The sequence below is a fragment of the Alkalimonas sp. genome (genome assembly GCF_020831925.1).
Taxonomy (GTDB): domain Bacteria; phylum Pseudomonadota; class Gammaproteobacteria; order Enterobacterales; family Alteromonadaceae; genus Alkalimonas.
In genome coordinates, this window is record NZ_JAFIFQ010000002.1 from 150922 (window position 1) to 167546 (window position 16625).

The following is a 16625-nucleotide window of genomic DNA, read 5'->3' on the forward strand; positions in this document are numbered from 1 at the left end:
TTAGATATTGTACATAAAAATAAAGCCCGGCGAACCGGGCTTTATTAAAGAGCATCAAAGCTTAGTCCTGCAATACCGCTGGGTTGGTCACTACTACTGTAGCACCGCCTGTGGCGAAGAAACTCGCCATCTGGCTTTGCATTTCAACAGTTACCGCTGGGCTGGCAGCAGGGCTTAAGATGGAGCCATGATCACCAGCCACAAAACGGCTGATGGTTGCGCCATCCACCATCACAGGGCCAGCAACAGCATCCACTGTATCAGCTTGTAGCAAACGCGCCATAGGTTCAGTACCTGCCAGTGGCATCTTGCCAGCCTGAAGGGCTGCCATTGGTGAAAAGAAGCCATTTGGGATCACCTGATCCGGAAGATTCTCATCATCACCGGCTACCATCAGGATATGCACCGGAGTCTCCGTTGCTAACAGCTGCTGCAGGTAGTTGTTTGGATCACCAGAATCAGTAATGGTTTGAGCAGCAAAAGCAAAGCGGGTCAGATTACCACTAATTTGTGCCAAGGCAGCTGTCTCACCACCCATAGTTAACTCCGCCAAGAAGTTATCAACATGCTGAGCTACACAACCGGTAAATACCGCTTGTGATACAGAATCCGGCATCGGACAACCAGCCTGGATAGCAAAACCAGCTAAAGCTGAACTATTGGCATCACCAGCACCCAAAATAACGCTGGCCTTGATTAAACCTCCAAACTGCGGCGAATCCAGTAAGAAGTTAGCAACTGCACCACCTGGCATCGCCAGGCCCACACTTTGTACCCGGTAAAGGAAGTCCAACTGAGGGTTGCCCGTTGGCGTATTGGCCAAAGCAACCATAGAAGAGCCGGCTATAGCACCAAGTGAGTGCCCAAGCACATGCACTGTACTGGTATCAAGCTGTGCGCCTTGTGTAAAGTTTAGCGCCAAGCGTAAACCCAGCATATCAGCAATACTCTGGCGCAGGTTGTCCCGAGTCACAGGCAAGTTGCCCAAGTTCATATAGACAGTGGCATTGCCTTGCTGACCACAGGAAGCACCTGATGCATTTAAGGGGCCAAATCCACGACTCCCATGCAATGGGTGATCGATTGCCACGGTAGCGAAACCAGCCTGAGTTAAAGCGCTGGTGACTGCTAACATATTCTCTTTACAGGAAGTAATACCATGCTGCAGCATCACCACGGGCCAACCATTGGCAGGTTTAGTAAAAACATCCTCATCAGGCAACGTCATTTGCACCGCCAGTGAAGCCTGCATCCGCGGCAATGGAATGGTGTTGAACTTGGTTAAATGACGACGCTCATCCAAACCAAAATCACGCAATGCTCCGCCAGAGGCGGCATTGCAGAAACCATCGTTTTGCAACTGTGCAGGATCCGTGATCCCAGCTTCAATGGCTGTAATTTGCTCCTGACTCAGGCTTGCGATAATAGCCCCACTATCACATCGAGCTGTCCAGCTTGTATTGAGGGGTCCCATTGGATCATCTTCTGTTGGAACACCGGAGTAATATGGCAATGTGACGGTACCCTGGAACAAGCGGACCAGCCCAAAGCCCTGTGCCACTGGAAATTGAGGGCTAATATCTGAGACACGTAAGCCGGTATCCTGAACCTGGACCACGGGTTGAGCACCTTGCTGAATGCCGGCTGCCAGCAGCTGCTTAGTGGTTGCCAACACATCGGCGGTAGACTGAGTCGTTACAGCCGCAGTATAAATAATACTGGACCGGCTTAGGCCGCCTGAAGACACTACAGATTCAAAGCTATTGATCACACCTTGCAGCTGGCGTTGTTGCGCAGAACCAAGTGGCAAGGTATTCAGATCCTGTTGTAACAGTTCATAGGTGGTCGATGGTTTAATAGCGCGGCCTTCAGAATCCTGCAAGGTATTGGTCAAAGCAACAATATAGGTGGTCTTTGCTTTTAATGGCCGAATGGGGATCACGGCGACGTTGTTGCCCGTTGCGGCAGTCACAAAGTCTTGACCAAAGGCAAGCTCACCCACCAGTTGACAGGCTACGCCCTGAGGTACAGCTCGGCATTGATCCACACTGGAAGTTGGACCGCCCATCACGACTTCAAAAATACGCACAGCACCTGGAGCACTGGCTGATTGCGCATTTAAACCAACACCAGGAGCAAAACGCAGTTCTATGCTAAAGGGGTTTTGCGTCGACCAGCCATCCAGTACACCAAGCGCTGTCTGTGGATCGGCATAATTTTGGCTTCCGCTATCCAATGTCAAGGTACCATCGGTGGTGCCTAGGAATAATAAGTCATTGGGCACCGACACTGCACCTGCACCCGGATCAAACACCACCCGTGAGGCAGCAATGACCTGTGAGCCCTCTTGCTCTACCTGTTGTTGAATATCTTCCAGTGAATCGCCACAAGCAGTAAGGCCCAATGCAGCGGCTACCGCCAGACTAATCGCAAGCTTTTTCATAGATTCTCCCCTGTCCTCACTTTTTTGTTTTTGCAACAGCGTGTGTTGACTGATCTTTTTTAAGTTTGAGCTGTCTACACCAACAGCTTAGACCAGTTAAACTTAACCCAATCAAACAGAAATCGCTAGCTGAAAACAACGCTTCTGTCGCAAAAGATGAAAAAAAAGTGCAAAAGGCGTATGCTGTCGGCCTTTGAAACAAGGACCTTACATTGCAATGAAGAGTTATCAGGCCCCGGCAAACTTACTGACTGACAAGGTTATTCTGGTGACTGGTGCTGGTGATGGTATCGGTAAAGAAGCCGCATTGACCTTTGCCCGCTACGGCGCCACTGTTATTTTATTGGGTAAAACCACCGACAAACTGACGGCTGTTTACGATGAAATTTGCGCCAGCCAATGGCCAGAGCCAGCCATAGTCCCGCTTGACTTAAAAGGCGCCAGCCAAAAACACTATCAGGATTTAGCCGCCACCATTCTTGCTGAATTCGGCCGCTTGGATGGCCTGCTACACAATGCAGGTATCTTGGGTGGCTTAGCCCCATTTGAGCACATCAAAGCTGATATTTGGCAAGATGTGCTGCAAGTGAACCTGACTGGCCCGATGCTGATGACCCAGGCACTGATGCCGGTGCTGCGCAAAGCCGCCCACAGCTCAATAGTGTTTACTTCTTCCGGGGTTGGTCGTCAGGGACGAGCCTACTGGGGAAGTTATGCGGTATCCAAGTTTGCCACTGAAGGTTTAATGCAAACCCTGGCTGATGAGTATGCCGGTAGCAGCATTCGGGTCAATTGCATCAACCCGGGAGCCACCCGCACCAGCATGCGCGCTAGAGCTTATCCGGCAGAAAATGCTCAGCAATTAAAAACACCGGCTGATTTGATGTGGTTGTACTTGTATTTAATGGGAGATGACAGTATCAACATCAACGGTCAGTCGCTGGATGCCCAGCCGAAATAAAGCTCGATAACAATGCGTAAAAAGCCCTGATGTGACAACATCAGGGCTTTTGTTTAGAATCAAAGATTACTTGGCACTTAACTGCTCACCACCGTTCGCTTCGGCCCACAGGTTCCAGACTTTCACTTTAGCATTAAAGTTTGCAATAGCTTGTTTTTCAGCTTCTACCAACAAAGCTTGCACTTCTTTTTGGTGTTTTTTACTGACATCACTGTAAGAAAGAATATCAATGCCGCGATCCCGTAACCCTTGCTTCATGGTATGAGTTTTTAATAATTGAAGTTTTCCACCATCAACATAAAAGTATTGTTTTTCTTTATTGATAGTTTTCAGCTTAGGTTTGACCGGTCTTTTGTCTGCTGAGCTACCTGGCACCTCTGAGCTGACCAGTTCATGCTGTACTTGAAAGCCTAACTGCTGCAATGAAAAGCCTTTTTGCTTCGCCAGAGCTTTTAGCTCTTCAATCGTTTCAGCCTCACGCTGTCGCTCTTCCAGCACATCGTTTAGTTGGCCGATCACATCTTGCAACTTAATAACCGATAACTCTTCAGCTGCTTTCTTTAAATCTTTTTTATTTAATAATAATGACATCGTACGACCTCAATAAGATTGCTAGAGTGAATATCAGCATACTAACATGGTTCTCAATTATATTTCCAGAAACCTTCAAAGCAGCACCGTTTTATTGCCGTGTACAAAAACCCGGTCTTCTTGTATTAACTGCAATGCTCTGGATAGCGCTGCTTTTTCAACATCACGACCGGCTTTTGCCATATCCTGAGCACTGTAATTGTGATCAACCCGACTGACCATTTGTTCAATAATGGGGCCTTCATCCAGTTCATTGTTGACAAAGTGCGCGGTCGCTCCAATGATTTTAACGCCACGTTCAAAGGCTTGCTGGTAAGGTTTAGCTCCAATAAAGGCAGGCAAAAAACTATGGTGAATATTAATAATCTGCTCAGGGAAGCGACCCACAAAATCCGGTGTTAAAATCCGCATAAACTTTGCCAGCACCAGATAATCCGGAGCATAGTGCTCAATCAACTCAAGCATCGCCTGCTCATGCGCAACACGGCTTAATTGCTGATGGCAAATATGATGAAAAGGAATGGAGAAACGCTCCGCCAAACCAGCCAATTCATTATAGTTCCCAAGCACAGCGACTATATCCAGCTGCAGGCTGCCATCGAATACCTTCATCAGGATATCTCCCAGGCAGTGCGACTCCTTCGTGACCAGGATAACCACCCGCTTGCGTTTGGTGGCGGAACCTAAACTGCGCTCACTGCCTGCAGGCAATATGCGGTCCAAATCGGAGAGGAGCCTGGCATCGTCAAACTGTCCTTCCAACTCAGTCCGCATGTAAAACTGGCCAGATACTGGATCAACGTATTCGGTATTGCGAATAATATTTAACTGATGCTGAAAACAAATGCCGGTAATCTGGGCAATTAATCCTTTCGAGTCCGGACATTCGGTCCGTAAAATCTTACGCTCCATCGGGCAGCTCTCACTGTTTTTTATCTGGTTCGATGATTCATAGTACTTTGCACCCATCCAGAAATAAAGACATTTAGATAGCCAAAATAATTATAGCTAAGAATAATAAGATTACGACCAGCTTGGTGTTTTACTGCCACAGCTGGCATACTATGTCATTGCTTTAGAACAGAACTCCAGCAGGCCTATGCAGCAGCAATTTGCATTTAATGTGATTGGCACTATCCGCTCTCCTTACAAACAAAAATTTGCCATCCCACGTCAGCCTGGCTTAGTCCTCGAAGCCAAAGCGCAGTTAATTTTTGCTGAAGCCTACAATGCCGAGCCTTTTATCCGTGGCATTGAAGAGTTCAGTCATCTCTGGCTGATGTTTGTTTTCCATGAAACCGCGGACAAGGGTTGGTCTCCGATGGTACGCCCTCCGCGCCTTGGCGGAAATACCCGCAAAGGCGTGTTTGCCACTCGCGCGACCTTTCGTCCTAATCCAATTGGGCTTTCTGTCGTACAATTGGAAGGGGTCCGCTGCGTCAATAAGCAGTGGCAACTGGATTTAGCAGGTATTGATTTATTGGATGGTACACCCATCCTGGATATTAAGCCTTATCTGCCCTACTCAGATGCTATCCCATATGCCAGCGCCAGTTTTGCCGACACCGCGCCTGAAACCGCAATGACGGTGAGCTTCTCTGCTGAAGCGGAGCAGTTTTGTCAACGTCAGAGCCGTTGGCCAGAACTTAAAACTTTGATCGAAAAGGTGTTGAAACAAGATCCAAGGCCGCCTTATAAAAAGAAACACACTGGCGAACAGAGCTATGGTATGACACTCTATAACTTAAATATTCAATGGAAAGTGACAGGAGAACACCATTATGTCTATGCGATCACTCCCCTTGGTGAGCTTGCTGGTTAGTGGCAGCGTGCTGGCACTACCGCCATTACCCGAGCCAGTCAGCAACAATGCGGTGGCCAGTGCAACGGTGCGTGGCAAAACCTACGTGATCAGCATGATGGGCATGGGTCAGGGCAAAAGCAGTCAGGACATGCACAATAAAGTATGGGTGCATACCGTTGGTGAGTTTGGCTGGAGCAGCATGCCGGAGGTTCCCAGCCAGACGCGCTTAACCGGCCGTGTTGCAGCCAGTGCCGTAGCACTAAATAATAATTTTTTTGTCTTTGGTGGCTACAGCGTCGATCGTCAGGGCAATCGCAATACCTCGGTTGAAAGCTACCGCTTTAACCCAGTCACCCAGCGCTACACAAGAGTCAATCCTATCCCTGTGCCAGTGGACGATACGCTGGCCCTGACCTATCAGGATCGTTACGTCTATCTGGTTGGCGGCTGGAGTGATGATGGTGCGGTTAATCTGGTACAGGTCTTTGATAACTTTACCCAGCAGTGGAGTCAGGCAACCCCAATGCCAGGCAAAGCCAGCTATGGCCTTGCCGGTGCAATCGTCAATGACCATATCGTTTTTTGCGATGGCGTCAGTCTGGATTATCAGAGTGGCCAACGGGTTAAAGCCACCGAACCTGCCTGCTACCAAGGAAAAATCAATGCACGCAATGCACTGCGCATTGAGTGGCAACCTATCCCCCACCCAACTGGTCAGGCTCGATTTCGGATGGCTGCCATCGAAAGCACAGTGGATGGTGAAGCGGTTGCGGTCTTCATGGGCGGGAGCAAGACCTTTTACCACTTTGACGGCATCAGTGAGCAAGGCATCAAAGCCCAGCCGGAAGCCAATGTCTGGCTGTACTCTCCGGCCAAACAAGCCTGGCTTGCTGCAAAACCAACCACACCAGTGATGGACTTGCAGGGTCTGGTGAAAGTGAATAACACCATCTACTCTATCGGTGGCATGCTGGCCGATCAGCAGGTGACGCCTCAAGTCATTCAGCACAGCATTGAGCGGGTAAAATAGCTGATGATTGGGCATGGCGTTGCCGTCATGCCCTTGCTAGAATACGGCAATTTTATAAACTGCAGACAGGGTCGACAATGCGCAGTAGCCAGTATTTACTCTCCACCATGAAAGAAAACCCAGCCGATGCTGAAGTGGTCAGCCACAAGCTGATGCTGCGTGCTGGTCTGGTCCGCCGGCTGGCATCCGGTTTATACACGTACCTGCCAACCGGCGTGCGCACCTTACGCAAAGTTGAACGTATTGTTCGTGAGGAGCTGGATAAAGCCGGCGCTATCGAAGTCTTAATGCCGATGGTACAGAATGCTGAACTGTGGCAGGAAAGTGGCCGCTGGGAACAGATGGATGCAGAACTGCTGCGTTTTCAGGACCGCCATCAACGTGACTTTGTGCTTGGGCCAACCCACGAAGAAGTCATTACCGATCTGATTCGCCGTGAAGTCACCAGTTACAAACAATTACCATTGAATCTTTACCAGATCCAAACCAAGTTCCGCGATGAACGGCGGCCTCGCTTTGGCGTGATGCGAGCACGTGAGTTTCTGATGAAAGATGCCTACTCTTTCCATCTGTCACAGGATTGCCTGCAAAAAACCTACGACGCCATGTACCAGGCTTACACCAATATCTTCACCCGTTTGGGACTGGATTTTCGGGCAGTACTGGCAGACAGTGGTGCTATTGGCGGCAGCGTCTCGCACGAGTTTCATGTATTGGCTAGCTCCGGTGAAGATGCCATCGCCTTCTCAACCGAGAGTGATTATGCGGCCAATGTTGAAATGGCGGCCGCCTTAGCTCCCCTGAACGAACGACCTGCGCCGACTCATTCACTGACCAAAGTCAGCACGCCAAATGCCGGCAGTGTGGATGAAGTAGCCACTTTGCTTGCGGTAACGCCAGTTCAGATTGCCAAAACCTTGTTTGTCCATGCACAACAGGATGCAGATGCAACCGGCACTGCTTTCGTTGCACTGGTCTTACGTGGTGATCATCAACTAAATGAAATAAAAGCAGAAAAACATCCGCTCGTAGCTCAACCTCTAACATTTGCCAGCGAAGCTGAAGTCCTGCAGCTTACCGGTGCCCAGCCCGGCTCAGTGGGCCCGGTTGGTCTTGATATTCCAGTGATTGCCGATCACAGCGCTGCTCAGCTGGCCGATTTTATTTGTGGTGCAAATGAAACAGGCTTTCATTTGACCGGCGTGAACTGGCTGCGGGACATTCCAGACTTTGACACAGCTGATTTACGCAATGTGGTTAGTGGCGATGCCAGTCCTTGTGGTAAGGGCAGCCTGGAAATCCGCCGTGGTATTGAGGTCGGACACATCTTCCAGCTGGGGGATAAATACTCTCAGGCAATGAAAGCCGGTGTGTTGAATGAAGATGGTAAAAACCAGATCCTGACCATGGGCTGCTACGGGATTGGGGTTTCCCGCATCATGGCTGCGGCCATTGAGCAAAACCATGACGAACATGGCATTATCTGGCCAGATGCCATTGCTCCCTTCCAAATCGCTCTGATCCCAATGAATATGCACAAGTCGGTCCGCATTCAGCAAGCGGCTGAACAGCTGTATGAGCAATTGACCGCAGCTGGTTTTGAGGTGCTATTTGATGATCGCAAAGAGCGGCCTGGCGTGATGTTTGCCGATATGGAATTGATCGGTATTCCGCATCAGATTGTGATTGGTGAGCGTAACCTGGACCAGCAACAGGTGGAGTACAAGCACCGCCGTACTGGTGAAAAATCTTTACTTACGCTGGATGCGGTTGTGGCCGAGATGCAAGCCAAGATCCAGACAATTTAAGTTGTTTCTTATCCGCTTCAGGGCCAAGCCCTGAAGCGGATCCATCTTTCAATCGCTCAGTTCAGCCTGCAAGGCTTCTTCCAGCTCAAGCGGATTAACCACCACTCCAGGACCTTCAGCATCTGGAAACACGGCTATGGCCAACTCATCGCCCTGCAAACCAGATGTCCACTTTTCTAACCAGGTGGCTAATGGAATGGATTGAGCCTGACACTCGCTCCACTCGCCATCAATCCAAAGCTCAGCCAGCTCCGCATGGGGCCAAACTGGAATGCAACGCTCATCTTCGGCACTCACCAGCACGAAGCCTTCATCATCCACCAGGATCCAAATCGCATCCAGATCTGCAGCCGCATGCACAAAGTACTCGTACCGCTGCTCCGGAGTTAACTGAACCAACTTATCCAATTCATCTTGATTTAACTGATATTCCATCATTTCCCTCACTTTTACCGGAGCTGTCCGGCCTGATTTATCCGAAAAAAACCAACCACAACAAACGCAGCCAAATCACCCAAAGTACAGCACAACTGTAAATGAAGGTGCGAAAGCGCCAGCGCAAGCGGTTACTGCCGGTATGGATCACAGCATGGCCGACCCGCAACAACAGATAAAAGGCCCCCATCAATACAAAAGCCGTATCAGCCAACCCCTGCTGTAAAATAAACACAACTGAAAACAAGTACAGCATGGGCATTTGAAATTGATTGTCAAAATTGCGGCCAGTGGCAATCACCTTTGCACTTGCTTTATCGAGTTGCATCAACTGAAAAGCATCCATTGTCAACTCCCCACGGCGCGCAGCAGCGAAACGTCGACGCCCCATCAACACCAGTACCACACTGGTTAGCAACACCTGACCAAAGACCGTCAATAGCAACCATTTATCCATCACGTCATTACTCACTCACCCTGAATTTTTGCTCAGCTTATAGCATCCGGCTAACGGATACCAGCGCTGGCTAAGCAAGGTTGAACAAAGCGGTCAAATTCATAGCATCCTCTGATATACTCGCATCATTTATGCATCGGAGCACTTATGGCTCAACTTTATTTCTATTACTCGGCAATGAATGCTGGTAAATCTACCTCCTTGCTGCAGAGCGCCTACAATTACCGCGAGCGCGGTATGCAAGTCGCCCTGTTTACCGCTGCAATAGACAACCGTTTCGGTGAAGGTGTGATCAGTTCACGCATTGGATTATCCATGCCTGCTACCTTGTTCGACTCAGATTTTCATTTTTACAACGAGCTAAAAACACAGTCTGTTGATTGTGTGTTGATCGATGAAGCACAGTTTCTTAGCCGGGCTCAGGTGCGGCAGCTAACCGATGTAGTGGATGCACTGAATATTCCTGTGCTGGCTTATGGCCTGCGTACGGACTTTACTGGTGCTACCTTTGCCGGTAGCGAAGCTTTATTGGCCTGGGCCGATAAGCTGGTCGAGCTGAAAACTGTTTGTCATTGTGGCCGCAAAGCCAACTTTGTGGTGCGGCTGGATGCTGATGGCAAGCCAAGCCGACACGGTGATCAAATTCAAATTGGCGGCAATGAACGTTATGTGTCGATGTGCCGGGCACATTTCAAAGAATTGGTTTGGTCGTCCCCGCCCGAGGAAACGCTTTGTCATACTGCCACAGCTACGCTAAGCTAGCTTTTATAGTAGGCGCGAAGCGCCTCAAGGCAACGAGGCTGTGCATGCCAACAGAACGAAAAGATACGCCGCACTTTTGGGCCATTATCGATGCGCTTCCCATTGCGGTCTTGTTAAAAGATACCGCGAAACCTGATATTTTTGCCAATCAACAGGCACTTCAACTCCTTGGGCTAAAACCAAGCCAGCAGGTGTTGAGCTTAAGCGATATCCGCCATATCGAGCTGACCGAGCCGGATAGCAACGAAGTGCTTGGTCTGGTTCAAAATCCACTGTTGCTAGCGCTAGGTGGCTCTTCACTGCACCAGGTTGTTTGTCTTAACCAGAATAAATTCAGAGTACAACTGGAATCGAGGCTGATACAGCTAAGCTTTACCCTGAGTAAATCGGTACTCATTGTATTAAAACCTGAGCAACCTCATGATATTGCTGCAGCCGGGCAGAGCAGCACACATGAAGTCAGTGAACTAGAAGAGGCACTCGCTTTTGACAAGTTGATTTCATTAATCTCCGCAGAGCTAATTAATGTACAACCAGATGAACTTGATACCCATATTGAGGATGCTTTAACCGCTCTTGGTGAGTTCTGCCATGCCGATCGAAGTTATGTGTTTTTATTCCATGACGACATGACCCTGATGAGCAATACTCATGAATGGGTACGTACTGGTGTATCCTCGCACAAAGAACATCTACAAAATATGCCTGAATCATCACAACCTTATATTTGGCAAGTCCTGCAAAAGCAGCATGTTTTTGTAGCTTCCGACATTGAGCAACTTCCTGCTGAAGCTGCACTTGAAAAGCAAGAGTTCAGAAATGAAGATATTCAGTCGATTCTTTGTTCAGCTATGTATAGTCAGGGTCAACTGATTGGTTTTGTTGGCTGCGATATGGTCGCGCGCAAACGTGCCTGGACCAACTCAGATATACGCCGTCTCAAATTAGTTGGCAATATGATTGGCAACACCATACAGAACATTAATTACCGCTTGTCTCTGGAGCAAATGCAGCAAGAGCTGTTGCAAGCCAATCGCGAGCTGCAGGAACTTGCCAGTCGTGATGGTCTTACTGGCATAGCCAATCGCCGCCACTTCGATCTGATACTGCAACAAGAGCTAAACCGCTGTGCCCGCCTGCATCTGCCTCTGGGCCTTATCATGGCAGATATTGATTACTTCAAGAGCTACAACGACAGCTATGGGCACCTTGCCGGTGATGATGTGTTAAAGCAAGTGGCCGGGCAACTGTCAGAAACCATCAAGCGACAAGGCGAGCTGGTGGCTCGCTATGGTGGTGAAGAGTTTGCGATTATTGTCCCTGGCTGCTCAGCAGCTGATCTTCGCCTGTTGCTGGAAAACCTGCGGAGTCGTATCGAGCAATTATCCATTGTCCATGCGAAAGCACCGGCCCGGCAGCTTACTATCAGCCTTGGGGCCAGCCTGACCGAGCCAGACAAAAATACCAGCAGCAGTGAACTGATTAATGAGGCCGACAGCGCCCTTTACCGCGCAAAAGCTCAGGGGCGAAATCGGGCCGAAGTGATCCTGCCGTCCGAAAACGGCAGGCTCCCGCCCGGCAATCAGAAGCGATAGCTGGCACCTAAGGTATACAAGTCTTCCCCGGTTTCAAAGCTATCGAAACTAACCGAAGCCCGTACTGCCAGATTTGCCACTGGGAACCACTGCCCACGCACCGTGAATGAATCACGCTCTGTGCTGATCATGTTTTTCGACGTCCAGTCGTAAAATAAACCAACCGACAACTCTTTGCCGAAATAGTAATCACCACCAAAGCTGTAGGCGTTTCGACTGGTGCTACGCAAATCACGGTAACTGGCTTCTACATTCAGGTGATCACCGGTTGGAAGACGCATCAGCTTCTTCGTACTAAAACCAAACTCGGTGCGGGTGCCGGTACTATCTGGACGTGTATGATCAATATCAAAAGTCACCAGCCAATCCGAGTCGAAAAAATAGCCCAGTTGGGTCAGTGCCGACTTTGTGCTGGAGCGATTGATGCTTTCATACTCAAAACTAACATAAAAGTTATGGCTGCTGTCCATGTATTTGCCACCCAGACGCCAGGCAGAAAAGCTTTCTTTTAAACCATCCTCTTTTAAGGTACCACGCACATAATCGCCAAACACACTGCTATTACGACCAAGGAATGCTGCTTCGGCAAATGGAGCCGCTACATTGCCCTGCACCGGCGTAAGATAAAAGCGGTGCGACAGATCAAAGCGCTGTAGATCAGCCTGAGCCACATCGCCCCAGTTATAGTGAACGGTCGATTCATGCTGATAACTGGCTGCCATGCTGGAAATAGAAACCACCGACAGTAAAGAGGCAAGCAGAGTACGCTTCATAATTTCTTATCCTTAATGCTACTAAGTAAAACGATTGGCGGCATGCTAGCGTTCTGAAACTTAATGAAAACTGAACATTACCATCAGCAAGGTATTCTGGGTCATTGATTGCTTAGTCTTGCAGCAACTGTCGCTGCAGCAGTTGCAAACGGTCACGGCATGCCGCGGCTTGCTCAAACTCAAGATTTTCTGCATGCAACCGCATTTGGCTTTCTAGCGCCTTCATCTCATCGGCCAGTGCATTGCGGTCATGATGGTAGGCAGCAGCCTGCTCAGCAACCATTTTCTTATCAGATGGCTGCTGCGCCAGGTCCATCACATCAGCGATTTTCTTATTCAAACCTTTGGGCGTGATACCATGGGCTTCATTAAACGCAATTTGCTTATTCCGCCGACGCTCGGTTTCGTCCATGGCACGCTGCATGGAACCGGTAATGGAGTCGGCGTACAAGATAGCTTTACCATGCAGGTTACGGGCAGCTCGACCAATGGTTTGAATTAAAGAGCGATCAGAGCGCAAAAAGCCTTCTTTATCAGCATCCAGAATAGCTACCAATGAAACTTCGGGAATGTCCAACCCTTCGCGAAGTAAGTTAATGCCTACCAACACATCAAACACACCTAATCGTAAATCGCGAATGATCTCAACCCGCTCCACCGTATCAATATCTGAGTGCAGGTAACGCACCTTCACCTGATGCTCTTGCAAGTAATCGGTAAGATCCTCGGCCATTTTCTTCGTCAGCGTGGTTACCAGTACCCGCTCATTACGCGTTGCCCGCAGATAAGCTTCCGATAAAAGATCATCCACTTGGGTTGCAACCGGGCGGATTTCAATCTCCGGATCAATCAGTCCGGTTGGCCGCACCACCTGCTCCACCACCTCACCAGCGGATTTTTCCAGCTCATACTTAGCCGGCGTAGCGGATACATAGATCCGCTGGGGCGCAATGCTTTCAAACTCTTCAAACTTCAAGGGCCGGTTATCCAGTGCAGATGGCAAGCGGAAGCCATAATTGACAAGGTTTTCTTTGCGCGAACGATCGCCCTTGTACATGGCACCAATCTGCGAAATAGTGACGTGCGATTCATCAATAAACATCAGACCGTCGGCCGGAAAATAATCCAACAGCGTTGGCGGTGGCTCACCCGGCATTCTACCAGATAAGTAGCGAGAGTAGTTTTCAATACCAGAGCAATAACCAAGCTCAACCATCATTTCTATATCAAACTGGGTTCGCTGGGTCAGGCGTTGCTCTTCCACCAATTTGTTATCCGCCAGCAACTGCTGCTTGCGATGCTGCAACTCAACTTTGATGTTTTCAACGGCGGCGAGTATTTTTTCACGCGGAGTAACATAATGGGTCTTTGGGTAGATGGTGTAACGTGAAACCACTTTTTCAATGCTGCCGGTCAGGGGATCAAACAAACTAATACGTTCCACTTCTTCATCGAACAATTCCACCCGAACGGCAAAACTATCTGACTCGGCCGGGAAAATATCAATAACATCGCCACGAACCCGGTAACTGGCGCGCTCAAAGGCCAGATCATTGCGCTGGTACTGCAGCTCTGCCAAACGCCGCAGTATAAAACGCTGGTCCAGCGTATCGCCCTGACGAAGATGCAGCAGCATCTTCATGTATGACTCAGGGTCACCTAAACCATAAATGGCAGAAACCGAGGCAATAATCACCACATCGCGCCGTTCCATCAGTGCTTTTGTAGCAGAGAGACGCATTTGCTCAATATGCTCGTTGATGGAAGCATCTTTTTCAATAAAGGTATCGGTGGATGGCACATAGGCTTCTGGCTGATAATAATCGTAGTAAGAGACAAAGTATTCGACCGCGTTGTCCGGGAAGAAGGCTTTCATCTCACCATACAACTGCGCAGCGAGGGTTTTATTATGGGCCATAATCAGCGTCGGACGGCTTACCTGCTGAATGATGTTCGCCATGGTAAAGGTTTTGCCCGAGCCTGTAACACCGAGTAAGGTTTGATGTGCCAACCCCGATTCCAGCCCATCCACCAGCTTGGCAATAGCCTCCGGTTGATCGCCTGCCGGCTGATAGTCGGAGACCAGTCGAAACGCTTTCATGATGCCACTCCTTGTGAAGCCTCAGATAACTCCATTCGCTGCAAGGCACGTTGAAACCAAAAATAACTGAGCAAAGCCATACACAGATTGGCCACTAAGCAGCCGATAAAAAGTCCCTGTATACCGGCCAGTTGACCACCTAACCAGGCAAAAGGTACATAGAAAACAAACAAGCGACAAATACTAAGGCCTAGCGCTTGCAAGGGTAAATGCAAAGCATTTAGCGATGAGTTGGTTAGAATAATCAGTCCTTGCAAACCATAGCCTACTGGCAAGATCCACAAGAACAGCTCGATCAGGCGCTGCACTTCGGCATCTGCAGAAAAAATCCGGGCTATCCACACGGCTAATAAAGCCAACAGACCATAAACAACCAGTTGCCACACCAAAATAAAACGGATGCTCTGCTTATAGGCAGCTTGTACACGAGACAGATAACCCGCCCCATAGTTTTGACTTATGAAAGGTGGCAAGGTTGTGGATAGCGCCAACACCACCAGACAAGCCATGCTCTCCAGGCGAATACCAACACCAAAGGCAGCGACCGCTTCTGCTCCATGACTTGCAATAATGGCTGTCAGAACCGCCATAGCCAGAGGGGTTAACATATTGGCGCCAGCAGCCGGAAAACCAATACGCAGAATTTTTCGATAAATCGGCAGTGCTTTTCGCCACACCTGCCACCCCTGGTCAATTAAACGACGCTGATGCAATACCAGCAAGACCACCAAGCTACCACAAACCCAGGAAACAACACTGGCAAGGGCAGCTCCCTGCATACCAAGCGCTGGGAAAGGCCCTAGACCGAAAATCAATAAAGGATCCAACACCGCATTAATCACACCACCGGCAGCCATAATATAGGCTGGTAGCCGGGTATCTCCGGCAGCTCTCAATACACTATTTCCAATCATGGGGATCATCAAAAATACTGCACCAGCGAGCCAAATCAACATGTACTGTCGAATAAGCGGCAAAATGTCATCACTGGCACCGAGCAGCCGAAACAAGCTGTCGTGCGCCAACCACCCAATAAAGGTGAGCGCCACCATCAAATAAGCCGCTAACCAGAGCGAAGCTAGAGCATCAGCCCTAGCCTCTTGAGTATTGCCACTCCCAAGCGCTTTCGCAATCACAGCTGAAGTACCAATACCAAGGCCAATAGCCAAACTGATAAAGGTAAAGGTTATTGGAAAGGTAAAGCTCACGGCAGCCAACTCTTTGGTGCCAAGTAGACTGATAAAAAAGGTATCAACCAAGTTAAAGCTCATTAAGGTAAACATACCAATTAACATCGGCACAGTCATACGATACAGCGTTGACCCAATGTCATTGTGCAATAAAGAGCGCTTATCTGGGACAGACATACCTGCAACCCGTTGCAATCGGAAGGCGCTATTGTAATGAAAAGCAGCATCCGATACCACGTCAGTCACCAAAAACCAGCAAAACAAGGGTTAAATGTCAATTTAGTCCACATTTGCTCATTGCACTGAACAATCCCTGCCCAGCAAAGGGCCTATATCAACCCAACAACAACAATTATGTAAGCTACTGATAATTAATGCTATTATTTTTTATCGCAATCCTATTGACCAAGCTCTAACCCTTATATTGTCTATGATTGCTTAAGGCATCACCGTGTAATTAACAGACTTATCCACAGCTTCTGTGGGTAAGTGGTTTGTCCGGTTAAAACATCAGCAGTTTCACCTGCCCTTGTGAAATGGTAACCAAGGATTGACGATTCTGTGTCCAAGCAGTTCGAAAATCAAAAAATGCACAGGCTTTCCTGTTGACAGTATTCCGGACTGGCATTAGTATTGCCGCCGTTGTTTGCTGTTCCTCAGTAGCTCAGTTGGTTA

General features: G+C 48.9%; 14 protein-coding genes. 6 read left to right on the forward strand and 8 right to left on the reverse strand.

The features are described from left to right. Nucleotides 1-61: 61 nt before the first annotated feature. The gene (locus tag JJU14_RS01575) at nt 62-2443 is read right to left on the reverse strand and encodes a VolA/Pla-1 family phospholipase (protein ID WP_228610842.1); all 2382 of its coding nucleotides are present in this window, start codon (nt 2441-2443) and stop codon (nt 62-64) included. Nucleotides 2444-2660: 217 nt separating this feature from the next. Here JJU14_RS01575 and JJU14_RS01580 point away from each other — a divergent pair, with 217 nt between their 5' ends. Beyond that, the gene (locus tag JJU14_RS01580; RefSeq protein WP_228610843.1) at nt 2661-3404 is read left to right on the forward strand and encodes a YciK family oxidoreductase; all 744 of its coding nucleotides are present in this window, start codon (nt 2661-2663) and stop codon (nt 3402-3404) included. A gap of 66 nt (nt 3405-3470) precedes the next feature. Here JJU14_RS01580 and JJU14_RS01585 read toward each other — a convergent pair whose 3' ends face one another. Further along, the gene (locus JJU14_RS01585; protein WP_228610844.1) at nt 3471-3995 is read right to left on the reverse strand and encodes an H-NS histone family protein; all 525 of its coding nucleotides are present in this window, start codon (nt 3993-3995) and stop codon (nt 3471-3473) included. A gap of 75 nt (nt 3996-4070) precedes the next feature. Continuing rightward, nucleotides 4071-4907 carry a formyltetrahydrofolate deformylase gene (gene purU / locus JJU14_RS01590; RefSeq protein WP_228610845.1) on the reverse strand — a complete coding sequence of 279 codons (837 nt, stop codon included), beginning with the start codon at nt 4905-4907 and terminating at the stop codon, nt 4071-4073. Nucleotides 4908-5094: 187 nt separating this feature from the next. On the opposite strand from purU, the gene tsaA reads away from it, so the two are divergent. From tsaA to JJU14_RS01605, 3 genes are all read left to right on the forward strand, one after another. Further along, nucleotides 5095-5817, forward strand: a complete 723-nt coding sequence (gene tsaA, locus JJU14_RS01595) for a tRNA (N6-threonylcarbamoyladenosine(37)-N6)-methyltransferase TrmO (protein WP_228610846.1) — start codon at nt 5095-5097, stop codon at nt 5815-5817. Then, nucleotides 5777-6829, forward strand: coding sequence for a galactose oxidase (locus JJU14_RS01600; RefSeq protein WP_228610847.1), 1053 nt, complete (start codon nt 5777-5779; stop codon nt 6827-6829). Before tsaA ends, JJU14_RS01600 begins: the two co-directional genes overlap by 41 nt. A 77-nt stretch (nt 6830-6906) precedes the next feature. Then, a complete protein-coding gene (locus tag JJU14_RS01605) occupies nt 6907-8637 on the forward strand; it encodes a proline--tRNA ligase (protein WP_228610848.1) in 1731 nt (576 codons plus the stop codon). A 48-nt stretch (nt 8638-8685) separates the two neighbouring features. Here the strand turns inward: JJU14_RS01605 and JJU14_RS01610 are convergent, their stop codons facing one another. Both JJU14_RS01610 and JJU14_RS01615 read right to left on the reverse strand, forming a co-directional pair. Continuing rightward, nucleotides 8686-9075: a DUF2750 domain-containing protein gene (locus JJU14_RS01610; protein ID WP_228610849.1), complete on the reverse strand. Its 390-nt coding sequence runs from the start codon at nt 9073-9075 to the stop codon at nt 8686-8688. Between the two features lie 34 nt (nt 9076-9109). Then, nucleotides 9110-9529: an MAPEG family protein gene (locus JJU14_RS01615; protein ID WP_228610850.1), complete on the reverse strand. Its 420-nt coding sequence runs from the start codon at nt 9527-9529 to the stop codon at nt 9110-9112. Between the two features lie 147 nt (nt 9530-9676). Here JJU14_RS01615 and JJU14_RS01620 point away from each other — a divergent pair, with 147 nt between their 5' ends. Both JJU14_RS01620 and JJU14_RS01625 read left to right on the forward strand, forming a co-directional pair. Continuing rightward, nucleotides 9677-10291 carry a thymidine kinase gene (locus JJU14_RS01620; RefSeq protein WP_228610851.1) on the forward strand — a complete coding sequence of 205 codons (615 nt, stop codon included), beginning with the start codon at nt 9677-9679 and terminating at the stop codon, nt 10289-10291. A gap of 44 nt (nt 10292-10335) precedes the next feature. Then, the gene (locus tag JJU14_RS01625) at nt 10336-11886 is read left to right on the forward strand and encodes a sensor domain-containing diguanylate cyclase (RefSeq protein ID WP_228610852.1); all 1551 of its coding nucleotides are present in this window, start codon (nt 10336-10338) and stop codon (nt 11884-11886) included. Here the strand turns inward: JJU14_RS01625 and JJU14_RS01630 are convergent. The 3 genes from JJU14_RS01630 to JJU14_RS01640 form a co-directional block, all read right to left on the reverse strand. Then, a complete protein-coding gene (locus JJU14_RS01630) occupies nt 11874-12659 on the reverse strand; it encodes a putative porin (RefSeq protein WP_228610853.1) in 786 nt (261 codons plus the stop codon). The genes JJU14_RS01625 and JJU14_RS01630 overlap by 13 nt on opposite strands. Before the next feature lie 112 nt (nt 12660-12771). Further along, nucleotides 12772-14763, reverse strand: coding sequence for an excinuclease ABC subunit UvrB (gene uvrB, locus JJU14_RS01635; RefSeq protein WP_228610858.1), 1992 nt, complete (start codon nt 14761-14763; stop codon nt 12772-12774). Then, complete coding sequence (locus tag JJU14_RS01640; RefSeq protein ID WP_228610854.1) at nt 14757-16127, reverse strand: MATE family efflux transporter; 1371 nt, start codon at nt 16125-16127, stop codon at nt 14757-14759. Before JJU14_RS01640 ends, uvrB begins: the two co-directional genes overlap by 7 nt. Between the last annotated feature and the right edge of the window lie 498 nt (nt 16128-16625).

Coding starts and splice junctions, on each gene's coding strand:
- JJU14_RS01575 (WP_228610842.1), bottom strand. CDS start 2,443: ATGAAAAAGCTTGCGATTAGTCTGGCGGTAGCCGCTGCATTGGGCCTT.
- JJU14_RS01580 (WP_228610843.1), top strand. CDS start 2,661: ATGAAGAGTTATCAGGCCCCGGCAAACTTACTGACTGACAAGGTTATT.
- JJU14_RS01585 (WP_228610844.1), bottom strand. CDS start 3,995: ATGTCATTATTATTAAATAAAAAAGATTTAAAGAAAGCAGCTGAAGAG.
- purU (WP_228610845.1), bottom strand. CDS start 4,907: ATGGAGCGTAAGATTTTACGGACCGAATGTCCGGACTCGAAAGGATTA.
- tsaA (WP_228610846.1), top strand. CDS start 5,095: ATGCAGCAGCAATTTGCATTTAATGTGATTGGCACTATCCGCTCTCCT.
- JJU14_RS01600 (WP_228610847.1), top strand. CDS start 5,777: ATGTCTATGCGATCACTCCCCTTGGTGAGCTTGCTGGTTAGTGGCAGC.
- JJU14_RS01605 (WP_228610848.1), top strand. CDS start 6,907: ATGCGCAGTAGCCAGTATTTACTCTCCACCATGAAAGAAAACCCAGCC.
- JJU14_RS01610 (WP_228610849.1), bottom strand. CDS start 9,075: ATGATGGAATATCAGTTAAATCAAGATGAATTGGATAAGTTGGTTCAG.
- JJU14_RS01615 (WP_228610850.1), bottom strand. CDS start 9,529: ATGGATAAATGGTTGCTATTGACGGTCTTTGGTCAGGTGTTGCTAACC.
- JJU14_RS01620 (WP_228610851.1), top strand. CDS start 9,677: ATGGCTCAACTTTATTTCTATTACTCGGCAATGAATGCTGGTAAATCT.
- JJU14_RS01625 (WP_228610852.1), top strand. CDS start 10,336: ATGCCAACAGAACGAAAAGATACGCCGCACTTTTGGGCCATTATCGAT.
- JJU14_RS01630 (WP_228610853.1), bottom strand. CDS start 12,659: ATGAAGCGTACTCTGCTTGCCTCTTTACTGTCGGTGGTTTCTATTTCC.
- JJU14_RS01640 (WP_228610854.1), bottom strand. CDS start 16,127: ATGTCTGTCCCAGATAAGCGCTCTTTATTGCACAATGACATTGGGTCA.